Raw genomic sequence first — 24,239 nt, 5'->3', positions numbered from 1 at the left:
GCCGGGACGCCGCGCTCGAGACCGCCGAACGGATCACCCGCCGCGAAGGTGCGGACGGGACCGCCCGGGCGATCCACACGGCCCGCAGTGCCACCGGGATCCTCACTGCCGAGGAACTCCCGATCCCCGACTACGACAGCCTCAACGTCTCCCAGGCGGTCGCCGCCGTCAAGGAACTGACCGAACCGGCCGACGTGCGCGCGATCGTCGCGTACGAGGAGGCCCACAAGAACCGGCACGGCGTCGTGTCGGCCGCCCAGACCCGCCTGGCCGCCATCGCCCAGGAGGTCGTCGGGCTCCACTGATCACACGCCCCAGGAGATCGCCGGGTTCCGCGTCGCGGGGCCCGGCGGTCACTTGTGAGCCGGGCAGTCCCGCGCGGGCGGGAATCTCCCCCGGTCCCATTGCGTACGTGGATGATTCGACGCACCGCGCAACCGGCTGCGAATCCCGGTGCCGGAAGGGATCAACCACGAACCACAGGACCCCCGGGCACCCTTGTCCCGGAAGCATCCGGTTTCGGACGTCGGCGGCACACCGAGGAATCTGCCGCCTCACCCCACGTCTCGTCGCGACCCGCGGCGGGACGAGACGGCAGGCGGTGGGATGATGACGGGCGTGCCGATGCCCTCACCGCTCCCCGTCAAGAACGGGGTCGGACCGACGCGCCTGCGCGTCCCGACGTCCGGTCCGTGGGCAACGATCGCCGCGTACGTCGTCGCGAGGTTCGACCACCTGGACGCCGACGACCTGTACCGGCGGTTCGACGCCGGCGAGATCGTGGGCTCCGACGGCAGTGCGATCGGTCGCGGAACCGCGCTGGGCGCGCATCGGTTCGTCTGGTACTACCGCGATCTGCCGGTGGAGGAACCGATGCCGTTCCACGAGGAGATCCTGCATGTCGACGACGACCTCGTCGTGATCGACAAGCCGCACTTCCTCCCGACCACTCCGGGCGGACGATACCTGCGCGAGTCCGCGCTCGTCCGGTTGCGGACCCGCCTCGACAACCCGGACCTGACGCCGATCCATCGACTCGACCGAGCGACCGCCGGCCTGGTGATGTTCTCGGCCCGTCCCGCGACGCGCGGCGCATACCAGTCGCTGTTCGAAAAGCGGCGGGTCGTGAAGGGTTACGAGGCGGTGTCGGCGCGACCGCCCGGGTGGGACCCGGACGCACCGGCGCTTGCCGGGCGCGCCCTGCCCATCGTCTACCGCAACCACATCGAGGCGCGGCGCGGGGAGTTACGGGTGGTCGTCGACAACTTCCGTGAGCCCAACGCCGAGACGGTGGTCGATGTGAGTGGGACCGGCGTGAGCGCCTCCGGACGTGCTGTGCTGCACACGGTTCTGCGTCCACACACCGGACGGATGCACCAGTTGCGGGTGCATCTGGCAGCGCTCGGCGCCGGGATCCTGGGCGACCGTTGGTATCCCGACCTGCTGCCCGAGGCCCCGGACGATCATTCCCTCCCACTCCAATTGCTCGCGCGGGAATTGGAGTTCAGCGATCCGCTGTCGGGGACGCCGCGAAGGTTCGTCACCCGCCGGACGCTGTGCGAGGCACCCGTGTCGGGGCGCTGAGCGCCGCGCGCGTGCGGCCGGGTGGCGTCGCGCTCGGCAACCCGGTGGACGCGACGGCCGAGGTCGTCGCCCGGCTCGAGCAGTTGCGACGCGAGAAGAAGCGGTCGGCGCGGCGCATCGCCCTCGCGCCGGCCACGGCATCGGGCACATCCACCGCATCGTCACCGACACCGGCTCGTGAGCAGACGCCGAGCCGGTGTCACCAACGTCGTGGCCTCATACATCTAGACGTTGAAGCGGAACTCGGCGCTGGGCGTTTGCTGCATACGGCTATCGTTGGAAACTCATCCCCACCTGCACCTTCCTCCGCTGGCACCGTTGGCGGGGATCGACTTCGAGCGAAGCTACTGCGGACATACTGCGGACGGAAGGCATGAGGAGACTACGCGCTCGTAGTCTGCAGGCGTTCGCTTATCGTTCCGTGGTATTCCCATACCGAAGATCATGGACGTGAAAGAAGTGGTGGCTACCTCCAAGCCCGGGGACGTCCGTACGTAAAAGCAATCGGCAGGTACTCCCGAGTGCGAAGATTGCGCGATGGAAACCGAAACCCCGGTGGTCGCCGACCTCTACTTCTATAACCAGGACCCCAAGAAGGGCCCGGAATGGGCATGGGTACTCATTAAGGATGGCAAGGTCATCGCGGTCCTGACCGTCAAGCGCGGCAGGCGTGCCGCGTGTGATGGAACCATATTCCCGCCGCGGGCAGTCATAGCACTGTTGTGTGGAACCCAGGTCGACGGAAGAGTCACTCCTCCACTCATTGAACATGCATGTAAGTACCTCCATGCGAAGCACGGGCTCAGACTGGTCCGCAGTGGGTTAGCGTCCCCCAAGGGGTTACGCGCCGTTGGCGAACTTGTCGGAATTGATCCGGTTGCAGTGCGCAATACGCAATTGCACTCCCTGGAGTCTCCACCAAATCTCTCCTACTTCTGCAACTGTGAGGTTCGGACCATGGATGAAGATGAAGTTAAAGCACTCCATGCCAACTGCGACGATCAATTCTCACAGGCACAGCAACTCTATGACGAATGCCAACTCGAACTGGTCGAATGCAACGTCAAGCTACCTCCAAGGGGCCCATCAGCCTAGACTTCGGATCCATCGGTCTTGGCACGCCGAGCTAAGGACTTCGGATCTCAGCACGAGGAGGAGAGCCTCAGGCGCGTGAAAGTCCGGTGGCCGTATGTGGGAATCCAAGGCCCGCGTCGGTCAAATCGATGCGGCCGTTCGCGTCGAAATCAGCTACGAGCGCTTCACAGGATCGATAGCAACCGTCTCGATGGAACCTGCCGTCGAGATGCGAACTTGAGCTACTCCGACGGACGCAACCTCGTGAAGCACGATCGTGCCATGCCCGTCGCCGCAGGAGTCCCCTACAGTCTCCGTGTGACATGGCAATGGATCGTGACGACAGTTTTTGCAGGTATCGGGGCCGTCCTGGGGCTATTGAACGAATTCCGCCGGCACAGGGATAGGCCACGTCCGGACGTCATGGCCCGGTATCAACGTCGAACGATTGAGTTCCTTGATAAGGGAAAGACCGGGGCCTATATGGGTGGGGTGAAGAACCTTGGGGATGCCACGGCTCGGAATGTAACGCTGACCTCGGACAACTGCGAAGTATCCCCCGGCAAGTTTCCACTCATAGCCGACGAACTGGCGCCCGGCGACGTCGCGGAATTCGATTTCGACTGCGACCAGCTGGACGAGGCATGGGTAACAGTCACGTGGACCAGCGGGCCACAGCATCGTCGTCGGCAGTACGTATCTTGGAGCCCCCTCACATACCCCAGTGAGGTGGCACTAATCAGGGAGGCTCAGACTCACTTCTCCTTCTGGCGAAGACTGGCAATAAGAGCCCTGGCAGGACCGGTGGCAAGTCCGTACACCATCTCCTCTGTGTCGTTCAGATCCGATCGCCGTGTTGTAGACCGCCTCAAGCGAACAGTCCAGCGTGTAGACAGGAACGGAATGCGGATGCGCGTTGCACGCCGTCTCTCAGAGTGGCGTCCCTCCTACCTCACCGGCCGGGACCCGCAGGCCGTTTCTGACACAGGGCCGTGACCTCGCTTGACCGTCGGGTTATTACACTCCCTGCGCATGAACGATGATCTGAACGAATTCGCGTCCCAGATCGGCTATACCGTCGAAGAGAGGGATGGAGTCTGGCTGATCTCGCGCGGGCGTCCAGGATCGCAGAAGCCCGTGCAGTCCTTCCGGGAAACAAATTCCGTGAGGGATTGGCTGGAGGAACGTGCGCGGTCCGCGGTCTGGAATCTCGATGTGGAGGACCCGGCGGTGACCGTGCGCAACCCGAATGGATCCGGCGTGACGACCACTGTTGAGATCACTGATACGGAGAATCCGGATGCTGGTGCAGTGATGCTCAACGGCGGGGTGTGCAGCAGTTTACCGAGTGGGGAAATCTCCAGCTTCTACGTTCTGACGGATGAACCGCCGGCCGTCGGATTCTGGTATCGGTAACAGATGGACAGCACAGCGCCCCGGATCTGCTACCCGTGGTTGTAGAGATCGCTGTATCTGGTCTCGATCCACAAGACATGGAACACATCCCCTGCACGGAATCCGACAAAAGGGAGGTTGCCGTCGTGGCGGAATACCGTATACCGATCCTGGGCGAGTTCCTCGGGAGGACTCGGCTTGATTATCCGACTCGGCAGCTTCTCGGTCCCAAGCCCATGCTTGTCGTGGCTCTGCAGCTCAGTCCATGTGAGTTTCGCACGCTTTTCCCATTTCACGAGAAACGAGCGGCACTGCTGTTCGGACATTTCCTCCACGCCCCAGCCGGGCTGGGAGTGGCGCAGGCACAAGACAGGATGCCCGGACGAGGTTGTCCGGGCCTCCGGTGGATCCGGTGACGGCTTCCGTGCTGGGGGCCTTCCGCGTCGCTGCTTATCACCCATCGGTGGAGAGCGGGATTGAAGCGAAGAACGATGCGATCGATTCCCGGGGGATTACCCTTCCTCGCGCCTCGGCTTCGAATGCATCGCGCCACGGCGGCTCTCGATGGGTGCGCTCCCGCAGCGCCCACGCGGCCAAGGATCCATAGCGATCCCAGACATCGATCAGAAAATCCTCGATCTCCTTGAAGTCGTCCCAGTCGAAGTCCTCCAAAGCCGGATCCGGATCGATCGGAGACTTCCCGTAGTCCTTGAAGGCGTGATACACGGACCGGACCACCGGACCGTGAGCCCATGCCTCGAGCTCGTCGCCGAACAGAGGTTCGCCGACGCTACCGAGTCGATGGCCCTGTGCGTAGTAGAGCAGCTTCTGGAGCTTCAAGTTCGATACTTCGGCATCGATGTTGTCCGCCCAGGCAATGAACCAACGGGCAATGTCGATGGCCCTGTATGTACGCATCGTCAAGCCCCCTTCTGTGGACAGCACCGTGGACGGAAGCCGAGGAATCGCGGCTGATCGTATGTATACCTGATCGCTACGACACCCAATCGTACTTCCCACCAAAATGCCGCGAGCAACGGGCCTCCTCGGATCTGGATGAGTACATCAAGTCGGTTCATGCCGACCATCTCGAAACACTGACCGCCTCTGGTGTCAACGTTGCCGCATCGATAGAGCCACCAGGCGCTTTCGCTCCTGCCTCCACTGCAGCAACGGGACGCCGGCCGCGGCCATCCGCTTCCGATCCACAATCGGATGCTCCCTCTTCGGCGCAGTGTCGACCCAACCCTGCTCCACCGCGTACTGCTCGGCCGCGGCCAACAACCGCTTCCACCGGCCCAGCCGGCACACCGCGTCCTCCACCTCAGCCGGGACCGAATCGTAGAACTCCCGCACGAACGCCAGATCCCGACGATCGTCGTGCCACTCCGGATCGTTCGGATCGAGGTACTTCGCCGGCAGTCCCGCAACCGTGGTGGAAGTCCCCACGGTTGCGGCACTGCGAGCTCGCCGCCGCGCCGACGTCACTCCCCCACCGTCCAACCCAGCGCAGCCATCGCCCGCGGCGTCAAACCCAACGCATCGGAGGCGTGCCGGGCCTCCTGCGCCACCCACGCCGACCCCTCGTCCGCGAGCAACTTCGTCTCGTACGCCACGAGCAACGCCACCGTTCCGGACGCCGTTTCGTCCCATTGGGTGGCCTGCGGCGACTGCCACAGCTCCTTCCAGCGGGCCTTCTCCGTCCTGGACCATTGCCGGCCAGCGGGGATCTTCGGCACCGGCAGATCACAGCCCTCCTTCGGCAGCACCACCAGAGCAGCGCGCTGAGCTGGGGAATTCGGTCGTCGATGCGCCCTCGAGTTCGGGGCACTGTGGTTCCTCTGGGGCGGCAACGTAGAGCCTCCTTCGTTCGGTCCGTTTGAGTTGTTCGGTACGCGCACCCTTTTCTCACCTCCCCCGCGGTCGGGGAGGGAGGGGTCTTGGGGGTCACCCCCCACCCCTCGGGCGGTCAAGAGCGGTGGCGTCCGGTGATCCAGGTGTTCGACGGGCTGGATTTCTGGGTAGCTAGGGTTGATCTTGGTTGCCGTTCTCCCCCGTCCGGCGGCCGTGGCCCCGTCGGTGGCTCCTCACAGAGGCCGGCGGGGCTTCTTGATGGGGTCATCCGAAGAGGCCTCCGATGCTCATCTGGGCGAGGGCATCGCGTCGGAGTTCGCGTTCGATCTTCTTGCCGACCTTGTCGGGGTCCATGCCGTAGTTGGTGATGGTGTGGCCCTGGCGTGGTTGGGTTGCGAGTGCGCGGGTGATCTGGGCGAGGCCGCGTACTTCTTCGAGGACGGCGGTGTCGACTCCGCCGGCCCCGGCCCGAAGCGCTGCCAACTCCCGCATCTCGCGGTCGTAACGCCGCTTGTCCTCCGCGGTCTGCACCCACTCCGTCTCACCGGAGAGGTTCAGACCGGCCATGCCGTGCGGCAGCGGACCACCGGCATCGCGGAGCACCGCCGGGATCCGGAGGCTGTTCACCAGCTCTTCGAGCCAACCCGGCGAGCCCGGGACGACCGGACCCTGGGTGGCGATCTCCGCATCGGAGAACGTCGGCGCGACCGCCGGACCGACCTGCTGCTGGGCGATCATCGCCGGGATCCCGGTCGTGCCGATGCCCTCCAGGAGCGGGCCGCCGATGTCCCCGGAGCCGAACAACAGCTTCGGCACGAACCCGATCGGCGAATCCTCGAGCCCGAAGGTCTCCAGGACGCCGCCGGCGAAAACCTCAGCCAGTTCGAGGCCGACCGCGCCGAGCGACTTCACACCCGACCCGGAGCCGGAACCGCCCTTGCGGCCCTCGTCGCGCGCGTTGAGGGCCTTCTGCAAATCGAGGTCGGCGGCCAGGCGCTCGTTGTCGGTCGAGCGCGGATCGGCGTAGACCGCGTTGCGGTCCTTCTCGGCCTCCTTCACCGCCTGCTCGAGTTCGACGAGCCGGATCTGATCGTCGGTCATCCGGCCCCGCAGCGCCGGGGCCGCGGGTGCGAGCTCGTCGCGCTGCTCGACCTGCTCCTCTCGCAGTGCGTTGATCGCGGTCTGCAGCTTGTCGTCGGCCTCGTCGCGTTCGAACTTCGTCGACTCCGGATCGGCCCAGACGTCGTTGCGGTCCCAGCGTGCTTCGTCGACCGCGCGTTCGAGGCTGCGCAGCCGCAGCTCCTCGTCGGTCAGGTTGGTCAGCAGCTCCGGCGCCTCGGGGGAGATCGACGCCCCGGACTCGGCGGCGCGCTTCTTCTCCTCGAGTTCGCGGACCTTCGCCTCGGCCTGGGCGACCTTGTTCTCGGCCTGGTCCTTGTCGGCCTGCGACTTCTTCGGATCGTTCATCGCCTTGTCGCGACTCTCGATCGCCTGCTGCACGGAGATCCGCGCCGAATCGAGCTTCAGATCGTCCTGCTCGTCCCACGTCTCCCGGTTACGCGGACGCCGCCGCTCGTACCCGCCACCGGTGGACGAGTCGTCCCCGGGTGGGACGAACGCCGAGACCGGCAGGTGCCATTTCAGTGGCAGGTTCGGATCGTCGGCACCGAGAGTGGAGTGCCCGAAGACGACGCCGGCGCCGCCCGATTCGAACGGTGTGCCGTCGAGGGTGGCGGCCATGTGCGAGTACATGCCGCCGCCGCCGCGCATGACGCCGATGTTCAGTGCCGACCGTGGACCTGGCCCGTCCTCGAAGCCGAGGGCGTTGAAATCGGACTCGGTGGTGAACCAGCGCGTGTTCGGGTCCCGGCCGGTGAGCATGGCGTAGCCGGCCGAGACGTAGCCGGAGCAGTCCCACGACGGGGAGCCGACCCCGCCGTACTGGTACTCCTTGCCGGACTCGCCGCGCAGGAACGACACGGTGCGGTCCACGGCGATGCGGCCGCCGGTCTCGAAGCCCGGGAGCTTCGGGAACGTGCCGGCGTTCATCATCGCCAGCTCGCGGTCGTACTTGTCGGACATCTCGCTGCGGATGACCCACTCGCCGCCGTCGACCATCGCGATCGCAGCTCCGCTCGGGTCGACGGCGTAGATCCCGTCGGTGCGTTCGGTGCCCGGCCCGGTGGTCGGCATGCGGCCGCCGCCGAGGAAGCCCGGCAGGCGGCCGCCGTCGGCACGCCCCATCCGGCGGTTGTATTCCTCCTGGGTCAGGGACAGTCCGGCCGCGCCCATCGCCTCCGGCGACCAGGAGCCGAAGGTGGAGGCGGCGTTGCGAACCTCGCGGATGTTGACGGTGATCGTGGCGTTGCGCTCGCGGGCGGCCTTGTCGATGGCGTCCGAGACGACCTGCGCATCCCGCAGCGCCTGCTGAATGAGCAGCAAGACTTCGGAGTCGACCTTGGTCTCGTCGATCTTCGACAGTTCGGCCAGGGTGACGTCCCGGCCGGCGAGGAAGTCGTCGATCACCGCCCCGACCGCGGGGTCGACCTGGGTGGTGTCGATCTCGCGGAGCTTGGCCAGCACATCGTCGTTGGTGGCGACGAACCTCGTGGCGTCGGCGTCGATCTTCGGGACCGCCTCGACACCGCCGACCTCGAGCAGCTTGGCGAGCACTGCGTCGAGGCCGGACTGCGCCAGGCCCGTCTCGGCCTCGACGCGGAACGTGGTCACCCCGTTCTCGGTGATCTTCTCGACCTTGAATCCCAGCTCCTCGAGCCGGGCCCGGGCATCGTCGGTGAGTGCATCGACCTCGACGACCTTCGGCTCACCTGGGGCGAGTGCATCCAGGCTGGTCTTAATCACCCCGAGTTCGGCGGTGACGCCGTCGGCGCCGGCCAGCTTCGCCGAGATCGTGAACGCGTTCTCGTTGTAGCCGAGCATCCGCGCCATCGTCTCGATCTCGCCGGCGCTGAGTCCGACCGCGGTCGCGAGCTGCGTGAACTGCTCCCGGTTCTGGGCGAGCTTGGGGCCCATATCGGCCCCCGCGGCGGCCGCGTCCGCGGTGGCGTCGCGGATCGCGAGCAGCTGCTTGTAGAGGGCGGCGCCGTTCTCGGTGGAGCTGTTGACCTCACCGTTGGCGCCGACCAGCGCCGCACCCCAACCCTTCGACCGGTCCCACGCCTCCTGCGTGGCCTCCGCCGTCTCCCGGACGACTTCGTTGTAGGCGGCCGTCGCCTCCTGCAGATCCGGCGGGATCCCGGCGAGCGCGTCGAGCGCCCGCTTCAGGGACGAGGACTTCGCATCCGCATCCGCCGCTTCGTCGGCCATCAGCGCGAACGCCTCGGCCAGCTCGTGCGCCCCGGGGGTGACCCGGCGGGCCGCCTCCTGCTGATCGAGCAGCGTCTTGCGCAGCCCGTCCAGTTGGTCCGCGGCGAGCTGCCCGCCCTCGCCGGAGTCGATGAGCTGCTGCCGGAAGGTGTTCCACTCCGCCTGCGACCCGCCGACCTTCTGCGCCACCTGCGCGGCCGACAGGCCGGTACCCTCGATCGCCTCCTGCGCCCGGCGGTTCGCCAGCGCAACCTCGTCCATCTTGAACGAGATGTCGTCGGTCGAGTCCCCGAACTTGATGATGTCGCCGACAACGTCGCTGAAGACGTTGTTCCACTTCGCATCGTTCTCACCGGCGGTCGCGAAGGCCTCCGAGACGCCGTTGACCTGTTCGGTCAGCTGCCCGAACACGGTGTCGTCGATGACGCCCTTGTTGGCGACGAGGGTGCTGAAGGTGTCGGACTGGGACTGCGCCACCCTCTGCAGCGCCTCGTCGTACTGCTCCGACAGCTGACGGGCCTGCTGGATGTTGCCGATCAGCGACGACATGGCCAAGCCTGCCGCGGCGATCCCGACCATCCACGGCCCGCCGAGTGCGTTGACCGCGCCCATCGCCGCGGTCCCGAGACCGCGCGCACCGGCGGCGGCGACGCCGCCGACCTGCCCGCCGAAGGTGACGGCGGCAGCACCCGCGTTACGGAAGGCGCCGACCAGGCGACCGGACTCCGTTGCGGCCTCGCGCTGCCGGTCGGCGATCTCACGGGCCCGACCGGAGACGTTGCGGTAGGCGTCGCCCATCTGCCGCACTGCGGGGACCCGGGCCTCGACCGCGGCCAGGCCGGCCGCCCACTCCGACAGCGGTTCGGCGTTCTCGTTGATCGCTTCGCCGAGACTGTCGTACTCGGACGCGGATGCTGCGGCGAGGGACTGCTGCAGTTCCATCTCGTCGCCGAATCCGGCGAAGGCCTCGCGTCCCTGTTCGATCCACGAGACGAATGTTTCGTCGATGCCGAACGCCTTCATGCCGGCGAAGGCTGCGGCCGTTGCCTGGACTGGGGCGGGCAGGTCGGCGAATGCCCCAGCCAGGTCGCCTGCGAATCCGATGACGGGCTCGATGGCTTCACCGGCGGACTGCAGACCGGACACGATGGCCGGTGTGAAGTCGGTGATGACATCGGCGCCCTTGGAGGCGAGCGATTCGAGCGGGCCGTCGACCACGTCGTAGACCGCGATCGCCAGTCCCTCGGCAGAGTTCTGCACGGCGGACATGGCACCGGGAAGGCCCTGAGTCTTGGCGGCGGCGACCTCGGCTGCGGACCCTTGACGTCCGATCGCCTCGGCAACTCGGTCGAACCCGGGCGCACCCTGCTGCGCTGCGACCATGGCCTGCCGGATCGCATCCGATCCGAACAGGGTGTTCGTCGCCGCCTGGAACTGCTCCTGACTCATATTCTGCGACGCCGTGGCCAGCTGCTCGAACAGCGACCGCATCCCGACGAACTGCTTGTTCTGGTCGTAGACGGTAAGCCCGAGCTCCTCGATCGCTTGTTGGGCAGGTTTTCCCTGATCAGTGAGGGCAAGGAGAGAGGACTTCATCAGCGTGCCGGCATCGGATCCGGTGATTCCGGCATTGGCGAACATCGCCAGTGTGGTGACGGTGTCCTCCATCGAGATCCCGAAACCGTGGGCGACGGTGCCGGCCTGCTGCAACCCCATGGCGATGTCGGTGATCTCCGCCGACGAGGCATTCGCGCCGTTGGCGAGGACATCGGCGGCCCTGCCGGCGTAGTCCGCATCCAAACCGAACGCCTGCAGCGCCTGCGACTGGATCGTCGCGGCCTCGGCCGCCCCGATCTGTGCCGCGGCGGCCAGCTCGAGCGTTCCGCGGGCCGCGGCCATGGACTGCTCGACCGAGAACCCGCCCTTGGCGAGTTCGGTCATCGCCGCCGCAGCATCGGCCGCCGACGCGTCAGCGATGGAGGCGTCGTTGCCGAGCCCCATCGCCGCGTCGCGGACCTTCTGCAGCTGGTCCGCGGTCGCACCCGACACAGCCTGCAGGGTGTTCAGTTCGTTGGTGAAGCTGTTGCCCAGGTCTAGGACCGCCTGGGCGCCCGCCTTGACGCCGAGGGCCACCCCGAGGGCGCCGCCGATCTTTGTGGCGACACCCATCGCCCCGCGCATCCCGGATTCGAGCTGCGCGGGAAACTGCCGTAGATCGGGTGCGACTTCGATGTCGATGCGTCCGCCGGCCATGTGTTAGTCCTCTCCTCTGATCACGGCTGCGAGGCTTGCCGTCGATCCTGTTGCGCGCTGGAGACGCCGGCCGACATCTGCCAGGACGGGCAGCAGAGCCAGCAGTGTGGTGGATCCGACCAGCGGAGATGCCGGGCCTTCCCCGTCTGCAATCCGGATCAGCGCTTGGCACGCTGCGTCCTGGTCCTCGCAGAGCTCGATCATTTCGAGGCAGGCACGTAGGGCCACGTCGTGGAGCCGCAGAGCATCGACCGATGCGGTGGGAATCCCGTCCGCGTCATAGAGAATCACGCATTCTTGGGGGCTCATGGAGCACCGCCCGAGGTGGAGGTGCGGTCGATACGGTTCATGCCGGCCCTACCGTCGGTATCCGATGTCGTTCTGGGGTGCGGGTGTGGTCCCCGAGTTGCCGAAGATCGAGGCCCATACCTCTTCGTCGTCCGGGCGCGGCTCCTCCGGGACGCGCGTGAGCCACTCCCGGACGCGGCTGACGGCCGTTCGTAGTCCCTCGTGGTCGACGACGGCGCCGGGCCAGTCGACGTAGGTTTCGAACAGGTGCTGCGCCCGAGGCAGGCTGACTTCCGTGGCCGCGGCGTGACGGACCCCGAACGGCAGTCGCAGCAGGGCTTCCGGGGGGAGCCCGGAGGCGGTGAAGTCGGGCAGGTCCGCCAAACCTCCGAGGAACAGCTTGGGGGGTTCACCGTTCTGCCGGGTGGCGATGTCCACCAGCAGTGGGTTGATTGCCCGGTAGTCGTCGATCAGCGGGTTGAGGCCGTAGGGGTCGATCAGGACGGTGCGGTTCCGCTCGAACATCGAGCCCAGTTCGATCAGTGCCATGTCAGTGGTCCGTTCGGGTGTATTCGCTGTCGGGCAGCGAGGTGGCGTTGTAGGCCGCGGGGTAGGCGTCCGGTCCGCTGGTGGTGTGTGCTTCCTGCGGTGCGGCTTGATAGGCGGCGGCTCCGACTTCCTCAATGAGTTTGTTGTCGAGGAAGTGTCGGACTACTTCGGCGGGGGTGCGTTCGGGAATGCGGGCGCCGCGGTAGAGCATGGCGGCGGCTTGTCCTCGGCTGGCCGCGGGGATGAATACCGCGGCCGCGGTGACGATGTAGTGACTCATGCTGCTCCTCTCGTTTGGTGGTGGGCGTGGATGTAGGCGGTGACGGCGTCGCGGTCGAACACCCATGCCCCGGAGGCGAGTCGCCGGCCGTCCAGTACCGGGGCGAGGCGCTGCGCGTGGCGCTGTGTGACTCCGAGCATGTGGGCCACCTCCTTCGTCCCGATGTGCTGACAGTTCGAGTCTGGCTGCGGCAGTTCCGATGTCGTGTCGTGTGGTCGGATTCCGGACTGGGTGTGCAGGTTGCGGACGGCGTCCTCGCAGGCTCGAAGCAGCACAACGAATTCCGGTGGTGGTGCGATCGTCTCGCGGCGGTGCGCCCGGATCAGCGAGCGGAGGGCACGCTGAATGTTGATCAGAGCCGAGCCTTGAACCAGGAGGCCGGCGCCGAGGACCTGGACTGCAGGAATGGGTGTGGTCATCGTGGCACCTCCGCGGTTTCGGCGGCGTCGTGCAGTTCGTCGGCGAGGGTGCGGGCCTCGCCGGGGGTAAGGGCAAGCCACAATCCGCACAGGCGGATCAGCACCGGCCTGGTGGCGTGAGGGTCTGTGAGGACCTGGGGTCGGATGTCTCGACCACGGAGTTTCACGGTTCGACCCCCTCGGGTTCACCGACAACGGTGAGGGTGCGCACGGTATCGACGGTCAGCGACGACGGTGGCACGATGTGCACGCTGTGCCTGGTGCCATGGCCGGAAAGTTCGATGTGTTGCTCGATGGCCTGGGCAGGGTCTGCCGGCCAGAGGTGTTCGAACACGCTGTTGCGTTCCGGGATTGCTATGCGGGACCGGATCGGGCGGCCGTCGGAGTAGTGCGGGCCGCGGTAGTGCGGGCGGGCGAGTGCGGCGACCTGCTTCATCAGGTCGTTGAGGGCGTCGAGGATGTACTCGACTGCGGCGTGGGTGTGCTCGTCGAGTTGGTCGCTGAGGGTGTCGGTGGCCCATTCGATGCGGCTGCGCACCAGGTGGGTGGTGTGGATCAGGGCATCGGTCGGTGTGTGGTTCGTGGGTGTGGTCATGAGGCCTTCCTTCTGGGGCGTCCGAGGGGGCGAGGGCTGGGGATGCGGCCGGCCCAGACGCCTTCGGCATGACGACCGGCTTCGGCGGCGACGGTGGCGCAGGCGTTGAGGACGGGGCAGCTTTGGCAGATGGCGGCCGCGGCATGGTGCCGGTAGGCGCGGTCGTCGGCGGTCTCGTGGGTGTTGTCGAGGTCGGCGTCGAACAGCTCGTGTCGGCCGACGCACGCGGCCCCGAGGAGGCGACCGTCGACCAGGTAGAGGAATGCGCTGGGCAGTGTCGATTTCACGGCCATCGTGTGCCGCCTTCTGTTGCCCCGGGCGACTGCGACTGATCGAGGTTGGCGAGTAGGTGTCGAAGGTCTCGGGTGAAGGACTCGGCGACTTCCCGGGCGGTGTCGCGGTCGAAGTACGTGCCATCGATCTTCAGCACGATGTCGAACGCATTCGGCTCTACTTCAACTGTGCAGATCTCAAGCCAGTCGCTACGGCCGCGGAAGAAGTCCTCCGCGGAGACGAAACCCCTCATGGGGATTGGTTGTGCACTGAGGATCAGCAGGGTGGTACGTCCTCGGTTCCACGGGGACCGATCGGTGATCGTGGTGGTAATGCCGAGGGCCGCGAGTTCGGCGACTACGTCCGTATGGGCTGATGGGTCGAAGTCGTATGGCTCGGCGGTGAACGTCAGACGACCGGACGCGTCACGCCATAGGCGGGCATGGTCGAACGTCCGTGAGAGGTACCGTTCGCACAGGCATGCCTGTGCGAGATCGTGACCAGCCGTACAGGGGCGGTCGACGACGGTGAGTGGGCACTCACGACCATCCGTGGGAGTTAATCCGTGCCAGGCGAACATCAGGCGTTCGTGCCGAGTGCTTTCTGTGCTTCTCATCGAGTTCCCGCAATCGTGAGTAGATGGGTGTCTGAAGTGTTTGAAGCGTCTGAATCTGCATGTTTTCCCTGGTCGCCGCTATCTCGGGTTTCGTTCCGTTCAGACACTTCAGACGGTTCAGACACAGGTTTGTAGACACCGCGACGGGCCTTCTGGATGAGTTCCTTCTCGCAGAGGCGTCGAAGGTACGTGCCGGCATCGTTGTTGCCGATCCCCGCGAAGTGCGACTCGACATCCTTGGCGGTCGTTTCCGGCCTGGACTCGACGAATCGGAGGATTTCGATCGATCTGTCGGCCATGCTCTTCTGCTGTTCACGGCGCTCGACCGCCGCCGCGGCATCCTCCAGATCCATCCCGTCAAGACACCAGCGCCCATCTGTCATGGTCAGCGCGTACTCGTTCTCCGGCACGTCACGACCTGTGACAGCGAGTACCGCATCGTCGGACTTACGCTTCCGCGTCAGCACGAGAATGAAGTCCGCAGAACCGGCGATGCCCTGTGTCCCGGATACGGCATCAACGAAGTCGGACGACTCGGCCTTTCTCGTGTGGTGAACGACCAACAGGCTTGATCCGGGTGCTGAATCCACCAGATCCTTCAGACGTGTCCCGATTGCATAGTCGGCGGTGTAGGAGTCTTCGCCGGCCTTCTTCGGCGGTTTCACCTTCCCGAGCGTGTCCAGGATGATCAGCGGCGCCTGACCCTCATGCCGTACCAGGAATTCCGCAATCATGGGCACGACCTCGGTCGGGCGCGCGCTAACGATCAGGTAGATGTTCCTCGGGATAGGTTGATCCGGGCCAAGGATCTGGCGGAATCGGCTTTGTAGCCTTCGGTGGCCGTCCTCGAGTGCCATGTACAGAACTGGACGGCGTTCAACGCCAATCTTCCCGAGTGCGAATCCGCCGGAGGCACAGGCCAATCCGATGCCGGCGACGAGCCATGACTTCCCGGCCTTCGGGGGCGCCACGATCAGCCCGAATCCTTCCGGGACGATTCCCTGGACGCTCCAGGCCAGCGGGGGGAAGTGCTGTGCGTCGAGCCATTCTCCGTCGACCATGGCGGTGAGAAAACTCGGCTCGGTATCGATGGCTTCGCTCATGCCGGCACCTCTTCGCCGCGTAGGGTGGCCAGGCGCTTGGCGTGCCGGACACAGTCGGTGCCGGCTTGACGCAGCAGAGTCAGGAGGTCCTCCTCGGGGAATGTCGAGGCCGCCTCCAACAGGGCCTTGCCGACGAGTTCGAAGCGCTGACGGAAGGCGTTGGCGCAGACCGCGGCCGCGTAGGTGGCCGCGGCCAGATCGTTGCTGGCGTAGCCGGTGGTGATGGCGTCGAGCAGGCGACGTTTGATCAGCTGACCGGTTTCGCCGGCGTACCGGCCGCGGCGTTGCAGCTCGTCACCGACGGCATGTCCGTCATGTGGGCGACCGGCCTGGGCGAGAGTGAGTACGACTTCGGCGACAGCGCGGGAACCGGGCTCGTCGAGGTCGTCGAGGACGAGCGGGACGACACGACGGATCTCGTCGGCGGGTGCGCCGAGCAGGGCGCCCAGAAGCACGGTTTCGGTGGTCGGCTCCGGGCCGACTGGACGGTTAGCCACGGTCTGCCTTCCCGGTGCGACGCCACACGCGGGTGGGTCGGTCCCATCCGTCCGCTACGGCTCGTGGTCCGTAGCCGGCGAATTCGATCAGTCCCTGGTTGAGCAGAGCACGAATCATGGCTCCGCGGCGGGACGGGTGATCGTCCGCGTACCCGGGCAGATACACGCCGATTTGGGCGGCGGTGAACGTCGAACCGGCGGGCAGGTCCTCGACCCAGCGGCGGACGGGTGTCATGAGGTCGGGGTGCGCGCCGGCCAGCGCGGTATCGGTGCCGGACGACGTATCCTCGATGGGCATGGCGTGCCCCTTTCTGGCGGACCCGAGGGGCCGGTCCTCGCCGGGATTCCCGGCCCCTCGGGTGGCGGTCAATGTGTGTGCCGGACATTGATCCCAAGTGATTCGTATTCAGTTGTTACGCAACTTCTTCCAGATCCTGTAGTCCCACCATGCGGACCCGATCTGCCAGGTGTTCTGGCCGGTGATCAGCGCCATGAGCCCGATCTCGAGGGTTGTCACAGTCCCTCCCGTTCGCGGGCCTGCCAGTACTCGAGGGCGCCGAGGACGTCGGTGCGGCCGGTCGCGGCCTGGTACTCCTTGCTGCGACGCTTGCCGGACTTGATCCACTCGATGGGGAGAGGGAACTGCTCCCCGTTGTGACGCGCCGATTCCGCGAAGATGTCCTGCTCGGAGATGCCGAGGAGGAGCGACATTCCCTTGGGGCCGAGCATGGGTTCCCCGTCGATGATTCGGTACAGGTCGCTGCTCACAGCCCCTCCCGAACATCTGCCGCGGTACGGATTTCGTCCTCGTCGCGCAGCAGCTGCCGCGCTTCGTGAAGCTCTGCGGATCGGAGGGCTTCACGCAGGTCGTCGACCAGGGCGTGTGCCTCGTCGATGCTGAGGACGGTGCGGGTGCCGAAGGTGGTGAGGTGCAATTCGCCCGATCGCACAGCGACGTGTGCGGGGCGGCGGCTGGTGGTCATCGCTCCCCCTCGGTAGTCCCGTCGCTGACACCGCTCGCGAGGTCGAGCAGCAGCAGCAGGGCATGAGCGAGCTCTTTGGCCTCGTCGAGGTGCAGCTCGTAGCGAGCGAACGGACCCTTCGCGGAGCCGTCGTCGCCGGACATGCGCTCGAACTCGACGAGCGGGTACGGGTTGTTTCCCTGCTGGACAAGTCCGACGCGGACCGCTGCCAGCTGGACCATGTCGTCCTCGTCGGTGTCGTGGTCCCAGTAGGCCGGATACTCACGGAGCGGGATCGTGACGTGCGGAGTCCGGTATCGGTCGGCGCCGTAGTACAGGTTGTCTCCGGTGTGGAACTTCGTCATGTACGGGAGGGGCGGGAAGTGCCCACGAGCCTGCCGGTCGTGTTCCTTCACGACCGATGCCTGCGCAGTGACCTTGGCGCGATGCTCGAGCATGTCGAGCGCGGCCGCGCCGGCCTCTGTGAGGACGTATCCGCAGGGTTCGTCTTCGTGCGGTACCGGTGCGTCGACCTCGTCAGAGGACATCTCGAGGTCGGGGTCGATGCCAGCCATCTCGGCGCGTTCGGCGAGGATGCGGCTGCGGATCTCGTCGACGGCGTCCGCGGCGATCAGCGGGACCTTGCGATAGTCCATCTCGGGGTCCATGCCAGCGCGGCCCGCGGCGACCATTGCCTCGCCGAGCGTGTAGCCGGAGTTGTCGAGGATCTCCTCGGCAGTGGCTCCGATCGCGCCCAGCGCGTCTTCGAGCTGGTTCACGCTCAGCTTTGCGTGTACGGTCATGTCGATATCGGTCCTTTCGTGATGGTTGGGTCGATCGGCGCCGTTGGCGGGATACGGAGTTGGCGCTCCCCCGCTGACGGCGTTCTTGATTGCGGACATCAGGCGATCCCACCCGGGGTCGTGGTGGCGGCCTCCTGCGCTGCAAGCCAGGCCAGGACGCTCGACTTCTTCCAGACCCGACGTCGCCCTAGCTTGAAACTGGCAGGACCCATGTCTCCGCGGTGCGCCCAGTAACGCAAGGTCCCTTCAGGAATTCCGGTACAGGCCGTAACCTGTTTTGCCTGCCAGTACTCCTCAGCCGCGGCTGGCACATCGGCCTGAGTTCGAGTCATCCTCTGTCCCTTCACCATTTGGTAATTCAACATGGCGTTGATAGTGCATCGCCATGTTGTTTGTACCCCACTGCCCGCAGCAGCGCAACACACCGTTGTGGCCGCAACGCAGTGTTGGTACGGTTGGCGAATGGCAAAGACCGAAGGTGACGGCAAAATCGAGCCGTGGTTGTGGGACCACTATGGGTGGGAAATGAACTTTGTGACGCAGATGCAAGCGCTACGTGAGGCGAAGGGCTGGTCACAGACCGAGTTTGCGAAACGTCTGGCCGAGAACGGCCTCAAGTTCCATCAGCCAACCGTCCAGAGGATCGAGTCGGGAATCCGTCCGCTCAAGTTGACAGAAGCGCTCACGATCGCGGAGGTGCTCGAAACTCGCCTTGAGGTCATGTTGCGGGCCGCGAGCGTGCCAATGGTCTATGACGAGCTGGCCGAGTACGTCGCCCCGGGAGCCTTCGAATTTCATGTTCGGCATGCAGAGGCATTGCTAGACCGAGTCTCTTTGATGGAGGACCACATTCGAGAACTCGTCGGGTCGTATCATGCTGCCGTTGACCAGAGTGGTGACGTCGAACTGAACGAAGACCTTCTCGCAGTTGCTGCGGAGCTTGAACGTACTAACAATCTGATTCGTCCCATCGCGGCAAGTGCTGTATCCGCCATTGAGGAGGCTGTGCGCGCCTTTGATCAGCTACCGCGCAACTACCCTCCGCGACTGCGTGAGAAGCCAGATGTCGAAGAGTAGGCGTAACCGTCGCGCTGGCGTCGAGGATCGTTGGTACAAGACCACCTACGACGAGCAGAAACAACCGCAGCGCGTCGAGTCTGCAAGCTACGGCAAAGGCAAGCGCTGGCGCGCCCGGTACGTCGATGACGAGGGCAGCGAGCATGTCCGCGGATTCGAACGAAAGGTGGACGCTCAGCGGTGGATTGACTCCGTCACGGCAGCGCAGGTGACGGGAAGCTACGTCGACCCACGCAAAGGCAAGGTGACGTTCACGAGCTTCTACCGTGAATGGTCCACCCGTCAGGTGTGGGTGCCAGGAACGACACGGGCGATGGACCTCGCTGTGAACAGCACAACGTTCGGTGATGTAGGCCTCGCCGAGCTTCGACCCTCGCACGTTGAGACATGGGTCAGGGCGATGCTCGACTCCGGCCTTCAGCCCTCTACGATCCGGACTCGCTTCAACAACGTGCGTTCGGTGCTCAGGGCCGCGATCCGTGACCGAATGCTGGCGCACGATCCAGCCGCCGCGGTAGCCCTTCCCCGCGTTCGGCGCGCCGATGCTGCGATGGTCATCCCCAGGTCAGCGCAGGTTGGAGCCCTCATGGAAAAGGCGGACGACGATTTCGAGGCATTCGTCGCGCTGTGTGCGTTCGCCGGCCTCCGTCTGGGCGAGGCCGCGGCGCTCCAGGTCGGGGACGTCGACTTCCTAAGGCGCGAGATCCGTGTCCGCCGCCAGGTACAGCGGGCCAACGGACACGCCGTCGAGATCCGGGCCCCGAAATACGGGTCTGAAAGAACCATCCCCGCACCGCAGGGGTTGCTGGACGTCGTGGCCCGACATGTCGCGCACTGGCGCCCCGGCACTGATCCGGCCCGGTGGTTGTTCCCCGGGACTGGCGAGCACCCATGGCATCAGAACAGCGTCGGCTACCGGTGGCGCAAGACGCGCGAAACCGCAGGCGTGCCCGAGCTGCGGATGCACGACCTGCGGCACTTCTACGCGTCCGGTCTCATCGCCGCCGGCTGCGACGTTGTGACTGTGCAGAAAGCACTCGGCCACCACTCCGCCACCGTCACGCTCAACACGTACAGCCACCTATGGCCAGACGCGAGCGACCGAACCCGCAAAGCCGCAGACGCACTCTTCTCAGCCTCAGTCGGACCGGCTGCGGACGCACTGCGGACGGACGACCCAGTTCAAGCAGCTGACCAGCAGCTCTAGACGTTGAAGCGGAACTCCACGACGTCGCCGTCCGCCATCACGTAGTCCTTGCCCTCCATGCGGACCTTGCCCCGGGCCTTCGCCTCGGCCATCGACCCGGCCGAGTCGAGGTCCTCGAAGGAGACGACCTCGGCCTTGATGAAGCCCCGCTCGAAGTCGGAGTGGATGACGCCGGCGGCCTGCGGTGCGGTTGCACCCTGCGGGATGGTCCATGCACGAGCCTCTTTCGGACCGGCGGTGAGGTAGGTCTGCAGGCCGAGAGTGTGGAAGCCGACGCGGGCGAGCGAGTGCAGGCCCGGCTCGGTCTGGCCGATGGACTCGAGGAGCTCCTGGGCCTCGTCGGGCTCGAGTTCGATCAGCTCGGATTCGACCTTCGCGTCGAGGAACACACAGTCGGCCGGGGCGACGGCCGCGCGGAGTTCCTGCTGCTTCGCCTCGTCGGTGAGCACCGCCTCGTCGGCGTTGAACACGTACAGGAACGGTTTGGTCGTCATGAGGTTCAGCTCGCGCAGCAGGCCGAAGTCGAGCGAGTCCTTCGCCGCGAACAGGGTCTTCCCCTCGTTGAGCACGCCCTGGGCCTTGACGGCCTCGTCGAACTGCGGCTTGAGTTCCTTGTTCTTCTTCGCCTCCTTCTCGAGGCGTGGCAGGGCCTTCTCCAGGGTCTGCAGGTCGGCGAGGATCAGCTCCGTCTCGATGATCTCGATGTCCGCGAGCGGATCGACGCGGCCGTCGACATGGACGACGTCGTCGTCGGCGAACACCCGCACGACCTGGCAGATGGCCTCGGCCTCCCGGATGTTGGCGAGGAACTTGTTGCCGAGCCCGGCACCCTCGGAGGCGCCCTTGACGATGCCGGCAATGTCGACGAACGACACGGTCGCGGGCAGGATCCGCTGCGACCCGAAGATCTCGGCGAGCCGCTCCAGCCGCGGATCCGGCAGTTCGACGACGCCGACGTTCGGCTCGATGGTGGCGAACGGGTAGTTCGCGGCAAGCACTTCGTTCTTGGTCAGCGCGTTGAACAGCGTCGACTTTCCGACGTTGGGAAGACCGACGATTCCGAGGGTTAGGCTCACGGAATCGATATTCTACGTGGTCGCGGTCGCGCCCCTTCCATCCCCACGGCGTGCGACGGCCACCAGCCACTCGGCGTCGTCGTGCCACGGCCGCAGGTCCCAGGTGGCGAAGCGGTGCTCGAGGCTCAGGCCGGCGGCCGCGAGGTCGGCGGCGAACTGCGACGGGCGGTATGCCGCGCCGGTGGTGAAGCCGGCGACGAACACCCCACCGGGACGCAGATGCGCGGCGATCCGCTCGAGCACGGTCCGCTCCGAACCGGGCGCGAGGAACACCATCACGTTGCCGGCCGAGACCACCGCGTCGAACCGCTCGCCCGGCAGATCCAGCTGTGCCAGGTCGGCGAGATGCACGGTCAGCTCCGGGTGCGCCCGGGCCTCCTCCACGAGCACCGGGTCGAGGTCGACGGCGGTCACGCTGTGGCCACGCCGGGCCAGCTCGAGCCCGACACGGCCGGTGCCGCAGCCGGCGTCGAGGATCCGCGCGCCGCGCGGAACGAGCACGTCGACGAACCGGGCCTCCCCGTGCAGATCCGTCCCCGCATGGGCGAGCTCGGCGAACCGCTCGATGTAGGCCCGGGAATCCCCGGCACTGCGCTCGGACTGCCATCGCGTCGCGGACATGGGCCCGATGCTAGCCCGGGCCGCGGGCGTCAGCAGGCGACGCGGACGAGCTGCGAGATCCGGCCGGCCTGCTCCTCGGTGGGAGCGGTGTCCCCGTTCTGTGCCAGCTCCCCGACCTTCGCGATCACCTCCTGATCGCTCGCGCCGGAGTCGATCAGTGGGCACGTCTCGATGACGATCGCCTCGATGGAGGCGTCGTCGCGGTCGGCGGCGAGGTTGGGATAGCCCGTGCGGAACGCGGCGACGAACGTCGCGAGCTTCGCTTCGTCGAAGGCGCCGCGCGCCCGCTCGGCCACGCTCGACGCGGCGGAGGCGAGGCTCGAGGCCGCCCCGCCGAGCGTCGTGCGCGCCGCATCGGATTCGTTCGACGCGTCGTCACCGGAACTGCAGGACACGAGCACGACGGCCGCGGCACCCGCGGCCAGCACGGCGGTGAGCTTCCTCATGATCAGAGCCTGCCACGATCCGGGTGTTCGCGCCGGTGAACCGCCCCGCGGGGCGCGGTTCCCGTAGATTGCAGACGAGCCCGATCCACGTCGTCGAGAGCATCGGAAGGACCGTCCGTTGAGCGATGTGCAGAGCACCGAGCGGAAGCCACCGGCACCGAAACCGGACCGCACCACGCTGATCGCCTCCGGCGGGTTGACGCTGGCGAAGTGGTCGGCGGCGTTGGTGGTGATCGCGGCGGGCGCACTGGTCATCGGCTGGATCATCGAGAAGATGTGGGTGATCGTCCTGCCCGTGGCGCTGGCGATCGTCATCGCCACGATGCTGTGGCCGCCCACCCGCGGCATGATGAAGCGCGGCGTGCCGCCGGCGGCCGCGGCGGGCCTGACCCTGTTCCTGTTCTTCGCGATTCTCGGCGGCATCATCGCCGGCATCGTCCCGTCGGTGGTGGCGCAGGCGCCGGAGCTTGCGAACAAGACCACCGACGGCATCAACAAGGTGCTGGACTGGGTGCAGGGCCCCCCGGTCAACCTGAAGGACGAGCAGCTCGAGAACGCGACGCAGGTGGTGATCGACAAGGTCCAGGAAAGCGGCGCGACCATCGCCAGCGGCGTGTTCACCGGTGTCAGCACGGCCGGTTCCCTGCTGGTGACGATCGGTCTGGTACTCGTCCTGGTGTTCTTCTTCATCAAGGACGGCCCGCGGTTCATCCCGTGGGTGCACGCCGTCGGCGGCGGTCGCGCCGGGCGGCACCTCGAGGAGGTGCTGATCCGGATGTGGAACACCCTCGGCGGTTTCATCCGCACCCAGGCGCTCGTCAGCTTCATCGACGCGTTCTTCATCGGCCTGGGGTTGGTCATCCTCGGGGTGCCCCTCGCGCCCGTGCTGGCGATCCTCACGTTCATCGGCGGGTTCATCCCGATCGTGGGTGCCTTCGTCGCCGGAGCGCTCGCCGTCCTCGTGGCGCTGGTCGCGAACGGTCTGACCACCGCGATCATCGTTCTCGTCATCATCATCGCGGTGCAGCAGCTCGAGGGGAACGTGCTGCAGCCCGTGCTGCAGTCACGCAGCATGCACCTGCACGCGGTGGTGGTGCTGCTCGCCGTCACCGCCGGGACGTCGCTGTTCGGGATCATCGGCGCGTTCCTCGCCGTCCCCGTCGCGGCCGTCGCCGCGGTGGTGCTGCGCTACGTCGGCGAGCAGATCGACGAACGCAGCGCCGCGCCGGAGGAGCCCGAAACTGCCGGGGAGGAGACCCCGGCGCTGCCGCCGGGACCGGCGGCAGCCGAGCCGGGCCCGGCCTGATCGGCGGGGCTCAGCTCGCGATCTCCACCGTGGATCCGGTGCGGCCGCGCACGACGTGCAGGCGGCTGGGGATGCGCTGACGCATCTCGTCGACGTGGCTGACCACGCCGACGACGCGGCCGCCGGCGCGTAGCTCGTCGAGCACCCCCATCACCGCGTCGAGCGCGTCGGCGTCGAGCGTGCCGAACCCCTCGTCGATGAACATCGTGTCGAGCACCAGTCCCCCGGATTCGGCGGCGACGACGTCCGCGAGCCCGAGGGCCAGCGCCAGCGACGCCTGGAACGACTCGCCGCCCGAGAGGGTCTTCGTCGACCGCACCGCACCGGTGTACTCGTCGTGGATGTCGAGGCCGAGGCCGCCGCGCTTGCCGTGCGTGCCGGCGGCATCGGTGTGCACGAACTCGTAGCGGCCGCCGGACATGCGCCGCAGCCGCACCGACGCCGACTCGGCCACCTCCTCGAGGCGAGCCGCGAGGACGTACGAGCGCAGCGACATCTTGCGCGTGTTCTGCCCGGTGCCCGCGACGACGTCGGCGAGCGCTGCGAGTTCGGCCTGCTCGTCCCGCAGCGGCACCAGCTTGGCGTACTCCTCTTCGAGGCGCGCCGCGAACTTCTCGATGTCGGCGTGGCGCCG

29 protein-coding genes and 1 pseudogene are annotated in these 24,239 nt (G+C 66.4%); 8 read left to right on the top strand and 22 right to left on the bottom strand.

Features of this window, described 5'->3' with window-relative positions:
- The 5 genes and pseudogenes from CQZ88_RS30660 to CQZ88_RS29500 all read left to right on the top strand — a co-directional run.
- Positions 1-305, top strand: a pseudogene (locus tag CQZ88_RS30660) (ferritin-like domain-containing protein); the annotation flags it as partial.
- A gap of 301 nt (positions 306-606) precedes the next feature.
- Positions 607-1,584 (top strand): pseudouridine synthase, encoded by a 978-nt coding sequence (locus tag CQZ88_RS08115; protein WP_102799563.1) that lies wholly within the window; start codon positions 607-609, stop codon positions 1,582-1,584.
- Positions 1,585-2,121: 537 nt separating this feature from the next.
- The gene (locus tag CQZ88_RS29510; RefSeq protein ID WP_146034275.1) at positions 2,122-2,679 is read left to right on the top strand and encodes a hypothetical protein; all 558 of its coding nucleotides are present in this window, start codon (positions 2,122-2,124) and stop codon (positions 2,677-2,679) included.
- Between the two features lie 297 nt (positions 2,680-2,976).
- Positions 2,977-3,654, top strand: coding sequence for a hypothetical protein (locus CQZ88_RS29505; RefSeq protein WP_146034274.1), 678 nt, complete (start codon positions 2,977-2,979; stop codon positions 3,652-3,654).
- Positions 3,655-3,690: 36 nt separating this feature from the next.
- Positions 3,691-4,074 carry a hypothetical protein gene (locus CQZ88_RS29500; protein WP_146034273.1) on the top strand — a complete coding sequence of 128 codons (384 nt, stop codon included), beginning with the start codon at positions 3,691-3,693 and terminating at the stop codon, positions 4,072-4,074.
- A gap of 29 nt (positions 4,075-4,103) precedes the next feature.
- On the opposite strand, the gene CQZ88_RS29825 is transcribed toward CQZ88_RS29500, so the two are convergent.
- From CQZ88_RS29825 to CQZ88_RS08020, 18 genes are all read right to left on the bottom strand, one after another.
- Positions 4,104-4,379 (bottom strand): hypothetical protein, encoded by a 276-nt coding sequence (locus CQZ88_RS29825; RefSeq protein ID WP_102799562.1) that lies wholly within the window; start codon positions 4,377-4,379, stop codon positions 4,104-4,106.
- 127 nt (positions 4,380-4,506) lie between these two features.
- Positions 4,507-4,971, bottom strand: a complete 465-nt coding sequence (locus tag CQZ88_RS08105; RefSeq protein WP_102799561.1) for a Panacea domain-containing protein — start codon at positions 4,969-4,971, stop codon at positions 4,507-4,509.
- 195 nt (positions 4,972-5,166) lie between these two features.
- Positions 5,167-5,502: a hypothetical protein gene (locus CQZ88_RS08100; RefSeq protein ID WP_102799560.1), complete on the bottom strand. Its 336-nt coding sequence runs from the start codon at positions 5,500-5,502 to the stop codon at positions 5,167-5,169.
- 35 nt (positions 5,503-5,537) lie between these two features.
- Complete coding sequence (locus tag CQZ88_RS08095) at positions 5,538-5,825, bottom strand: hypothetical protein (RefSeq protein WP_219727510.1); 288 nt, start codon at positions 5,823-5,825, stop codon at positions 5,538-5,540.
- A 346-nt stretch (positions 5,826-6,171) separates the two neighbouring features.
- A complete protein-coding gene (locus tag CQZ88_RS30655) occupies positions 6,172-11,487 on the bottom strand; it encodes a phage tail tape measure protein (RefSeq protein ID WP_258008507.1) in 5,316 nt (1,771 codons plus the stop codon).
- Positions 11,488-11,844: 357 nt separating this feature from the next.
- The gene (locus CQZ88_RS08080) at positions 11,845-12,324 is read right to left on the bottom strand and encodes a hypothetical protein (protein WP_102799558.1); all 480 of its coding nucleotides are present in this window, start codon (positions 12,322-12,324) and stop codon (positions 11,845-11,847) included.
- A 1-nt stretch (position 12,325) separates the two neighbouring features.
- Positions 12,326-12,604, bottom strand: coding sequence for a hypothetical protein (locus CQZ88_RS08075; protein ID WP_102799557.1), 279 nt, complete (start codon positions 12,602-12,604; stop codon positions 12,326-12,328).
- Positions 12,601-13,023, bottom strand: a complete 423-nt coding sequence (locus CQZ88_RS08070) for a hypothetical protein (protein WP_102799556.1) — start codon at positions 13,021-13,023, stop codon at positions 12,601-12,603. Before CQZ88_RS08070 ends, CQZ88_RS08075 begins: the two co-directional genes overlap by 4 nt.
- Positions 13,024-13,186: 163 nt before the next feature.
- Complete coding sequence (locus CQZ88_RS08065) at positions 13,187-13,618, bottom strand: hypothetical protein (RefSeq protein ID WP_102799555.1); 432 nt, start codon at positions 13,616-13,618, stop codon at positions 13,187-13,189.
- The gene (locus CQZ88_RS08060) at positions 13,615-13,911 is read right to left on the bottom strand and encodes a WhiB family transcriptional regulator (protein ID WP_102799554.1); all 297 of its coding nucleotides are present in this window, start codon (positions 13,909-13,911) and stop codon (positions 13,615-13,617) included. Before CQZ88_RS08060 ends, CQZ88_RS08065 begins: the two co-directional genes overlap by 4 nt.
- Positions 13,902-14,471, bottom strand: a complete 570-nt coding sequence (locus CQZ88_RS29495) for a hypothetical protein (RefSeq protein ID WP_146034272.1) — start codon at positions 14,469-14,471, stop codon at positions 13,902-13,904. The genes CQZ88_RS08060 and CQZ88_RS29495 overlap by 10 nt, the downstream gene beginning before the upstream one ends.
- Positions 14,472-14,503: 32 nt before the next feature.
- Positions 14,504-15,610 (bottom strand): AAA family ATPase, encoded by a 1,107-nt coding sequence (locus CQZ88_RS08050; RefSeq protein WP_102799552.1) that lies wholly within the window; start codon positions 15,608-15,610, stop codon positions 14,504-14,506.
- Entirely contained in the window at positions 15,607-16,107 is a 501-nt protein-coding gene (locus CQZ88_RS08045) for a hypothetical protein (protein WP_146034271.1), read from the bottom strand. Before CQZ88_RS08045 ends, CQZ88_RS08050 begins: the two co-directional genes overlap by 4 nt.
- On the bottom strand, positions 16,100-16,405 hold the full coding sequence (locus CQZ88_RS08040) for a hypothetical protein (protein ID WP_102799550.1): 306 nt from the start codon (positions 16,403-16,405) through the stop codon (positions 16,100-16,102). Before CQZ88_RS08040 ends, CQZ88_RS08045 begins: the two co-directional genes overlap by 8 nt.
- Positions 16,406-16,620: 215 nt before the next feature.
- Positions 16,621-16,875 carry a hypothetical protein gene (locus CQZ88_RS08035; protein WP_102799549.1) on the bottom strand — a complete coding sequence of 85 codons (255 nt, stop codon included), beginning with the start codon at positions 16,873-16,875 and terminating at the stop codon, positions 16,621-16,623.
- Positions 16,872-17,090 (bottom strand): hypothetical protein, encoded by a 219-nt coding sequence (locus CQZ88_RS08030; RefSeq protein WP_102799548.1) that lies wholly within the window; start codon positions 17,088-17,090, stop codon positions 16,872-16,874. Before CQZ88_RS08030 ends, CQZ88_RS08035 begins: the two co-directional genes overlap by 4 nt.
- A complete protein-coding gene (locus tag CQZ88_RS08025; protein WP_102799547.1) occupies positions 17,087-17,872 on the bottom strand; it encodes a hypothetical protein in 786 nt (261 codons plus the stop codon). The genes CQZ88_RS08030 and CQZ88_RS08025 overlap by 4 nt, the downstream gene beginning before the upstream one ends.
- 98 nt (positions 17,873-17,970) lie before the next feature.
- A complete protein-coding gene (locus tag CQZ88_RS08020; protein ID WP_102799566.1) occupies positions 17,971-18,204 on the bottom strand; it encodes an AlpA family transcriptional regulator in 234 nt (77 codons plus the stop codon).
- A gap of 130 nt (positions 18,205-18,334) precedes the next feature.
- On the opposite strand from CQZ88_RS08020, the gene CQZ88_RS08015 reads away from it, so the two are divergent.
- Both CQZ88_RS08015 and CQZ88_RS08010 read left to right on the top strand, forming a co-directional pair.
- Complete coding sequence (locus tag CQZ88_RS08015; protein ID WP_180986973.1) at positions 18,335-18,949, top strand: helix-turn-helix transcriptional regulator; 615 nt, start codon at positions 18,335-18,337, stop codon at positions 18,947-18,949.
- Positions 18,924-20,156 (top strand): site-specific integrase, encoded by a 1,233-nt coding sequence (locus tag CQZ88_RS08010; protein ID WP_219727509.1) that lies wholly within the window; start codon positions 18,924-18,926, stop codon positions 20,154-20,156. Before CQZ88_RS08015 ends, CQZ88_RS08010 begins: the two co-directional genes overlap by 26 nt.
- On the opposite strand, the gene ychF is transcribed toward CQZ88_RS08010, so the two are convergent.
- The 3 genes from ychF to CQZ88_RS07995 are packed head-to-tail and all read right to left on the bottom strand — an operon-like array spanning position 20,153 to position 22,299.
- Positions 20,153-21,232, bottom strand: a complete 1,080-nt coding sequence (gene ychF, locus CQZ88_RS08005; protein WP_006934885.1) for a redox-regulated ATPase YchF — start codon at positions 21,230-21,232, stop codon at positions 20,153-20,155. The two genes, CQZ88_RS08010 and ychF, sit on opposite strands and share 4 nt — an antisense overlap.
- 12 nt (positions 21,233-21,244) lie before the next feature.
- Positions 21,245-21,853 carry a bifunctional 2-polyprenyl-6-hydroxyphenol methylase/3-demethylubiquinol 3-O-methyltransferase UbiG gene (locus tag CQZ88_RS08000; protein ID WP_029542249.1) on the bottom strand — a complete coding sequence of 203 codons (609 nt, stop codon included), beginning with the start codon at positions 21,851-21,853 and terminating at the stop codon, positions 21,245-21,247.
- 29 nt (positions 21,854-21,882) lie between these two features.
- Positions 21,883-22,299, bottom strand: coding sequence for a hypothetical protein (locus CQZ88_RS07995; RefSeq protein ID WP_029542247.1), 417 nt, complete (start codon positions 22,297-22,299; stop codon positions 21,883-21,885).
- A 127-nt stretch (positions 22,300-22,426) separates the two neighbouring features.
- Between CQZ88_RS07995 and CQZ88_RS07990 the strand changes: the two genes are divergently transcribed.
- Positions 22,427-23,605, top strand: a complete 1,179-nt coding sequence (locus CQZ88_RS07990) for an AI-2E family transporter (RefSeq protein ID WP_043799175.1) — start codon at positions 22,427-22,429, stop codon at positions 23,603-23,605.
- A 10-nt stretch (positions 23,606-23,615) separates the two neighbouring features.
- On the opposite strand, the gene CQZ88_RS07985 is transcribed toward CQZ88_RS07990, so the two are convergent.
- The coding region (locus CQZ88_RS07985; protein ID WP_308410793.1) for an SbcC/MukB-like Walker B domain-containing protein at positions 23,616-24,239 on the bottom strand (624 nt) is incomplete at its 5' end.

It is taken from the genome of Rhodococcus sp. ENV425 (genome assembly GCF_002887785.1).
Classification (GTDB): domain Bacteria; phylum Actinomycetota; class Actinomycetes; order Mycobacteriales; family Mycobacteriaceae; genus Rhodococcus; species Rhodococcus aetherivorans.
Note: the sequence above shows the minus strand (reverse complement) of the source record. Positions and strands in the feature narration are given on the sequence as shown.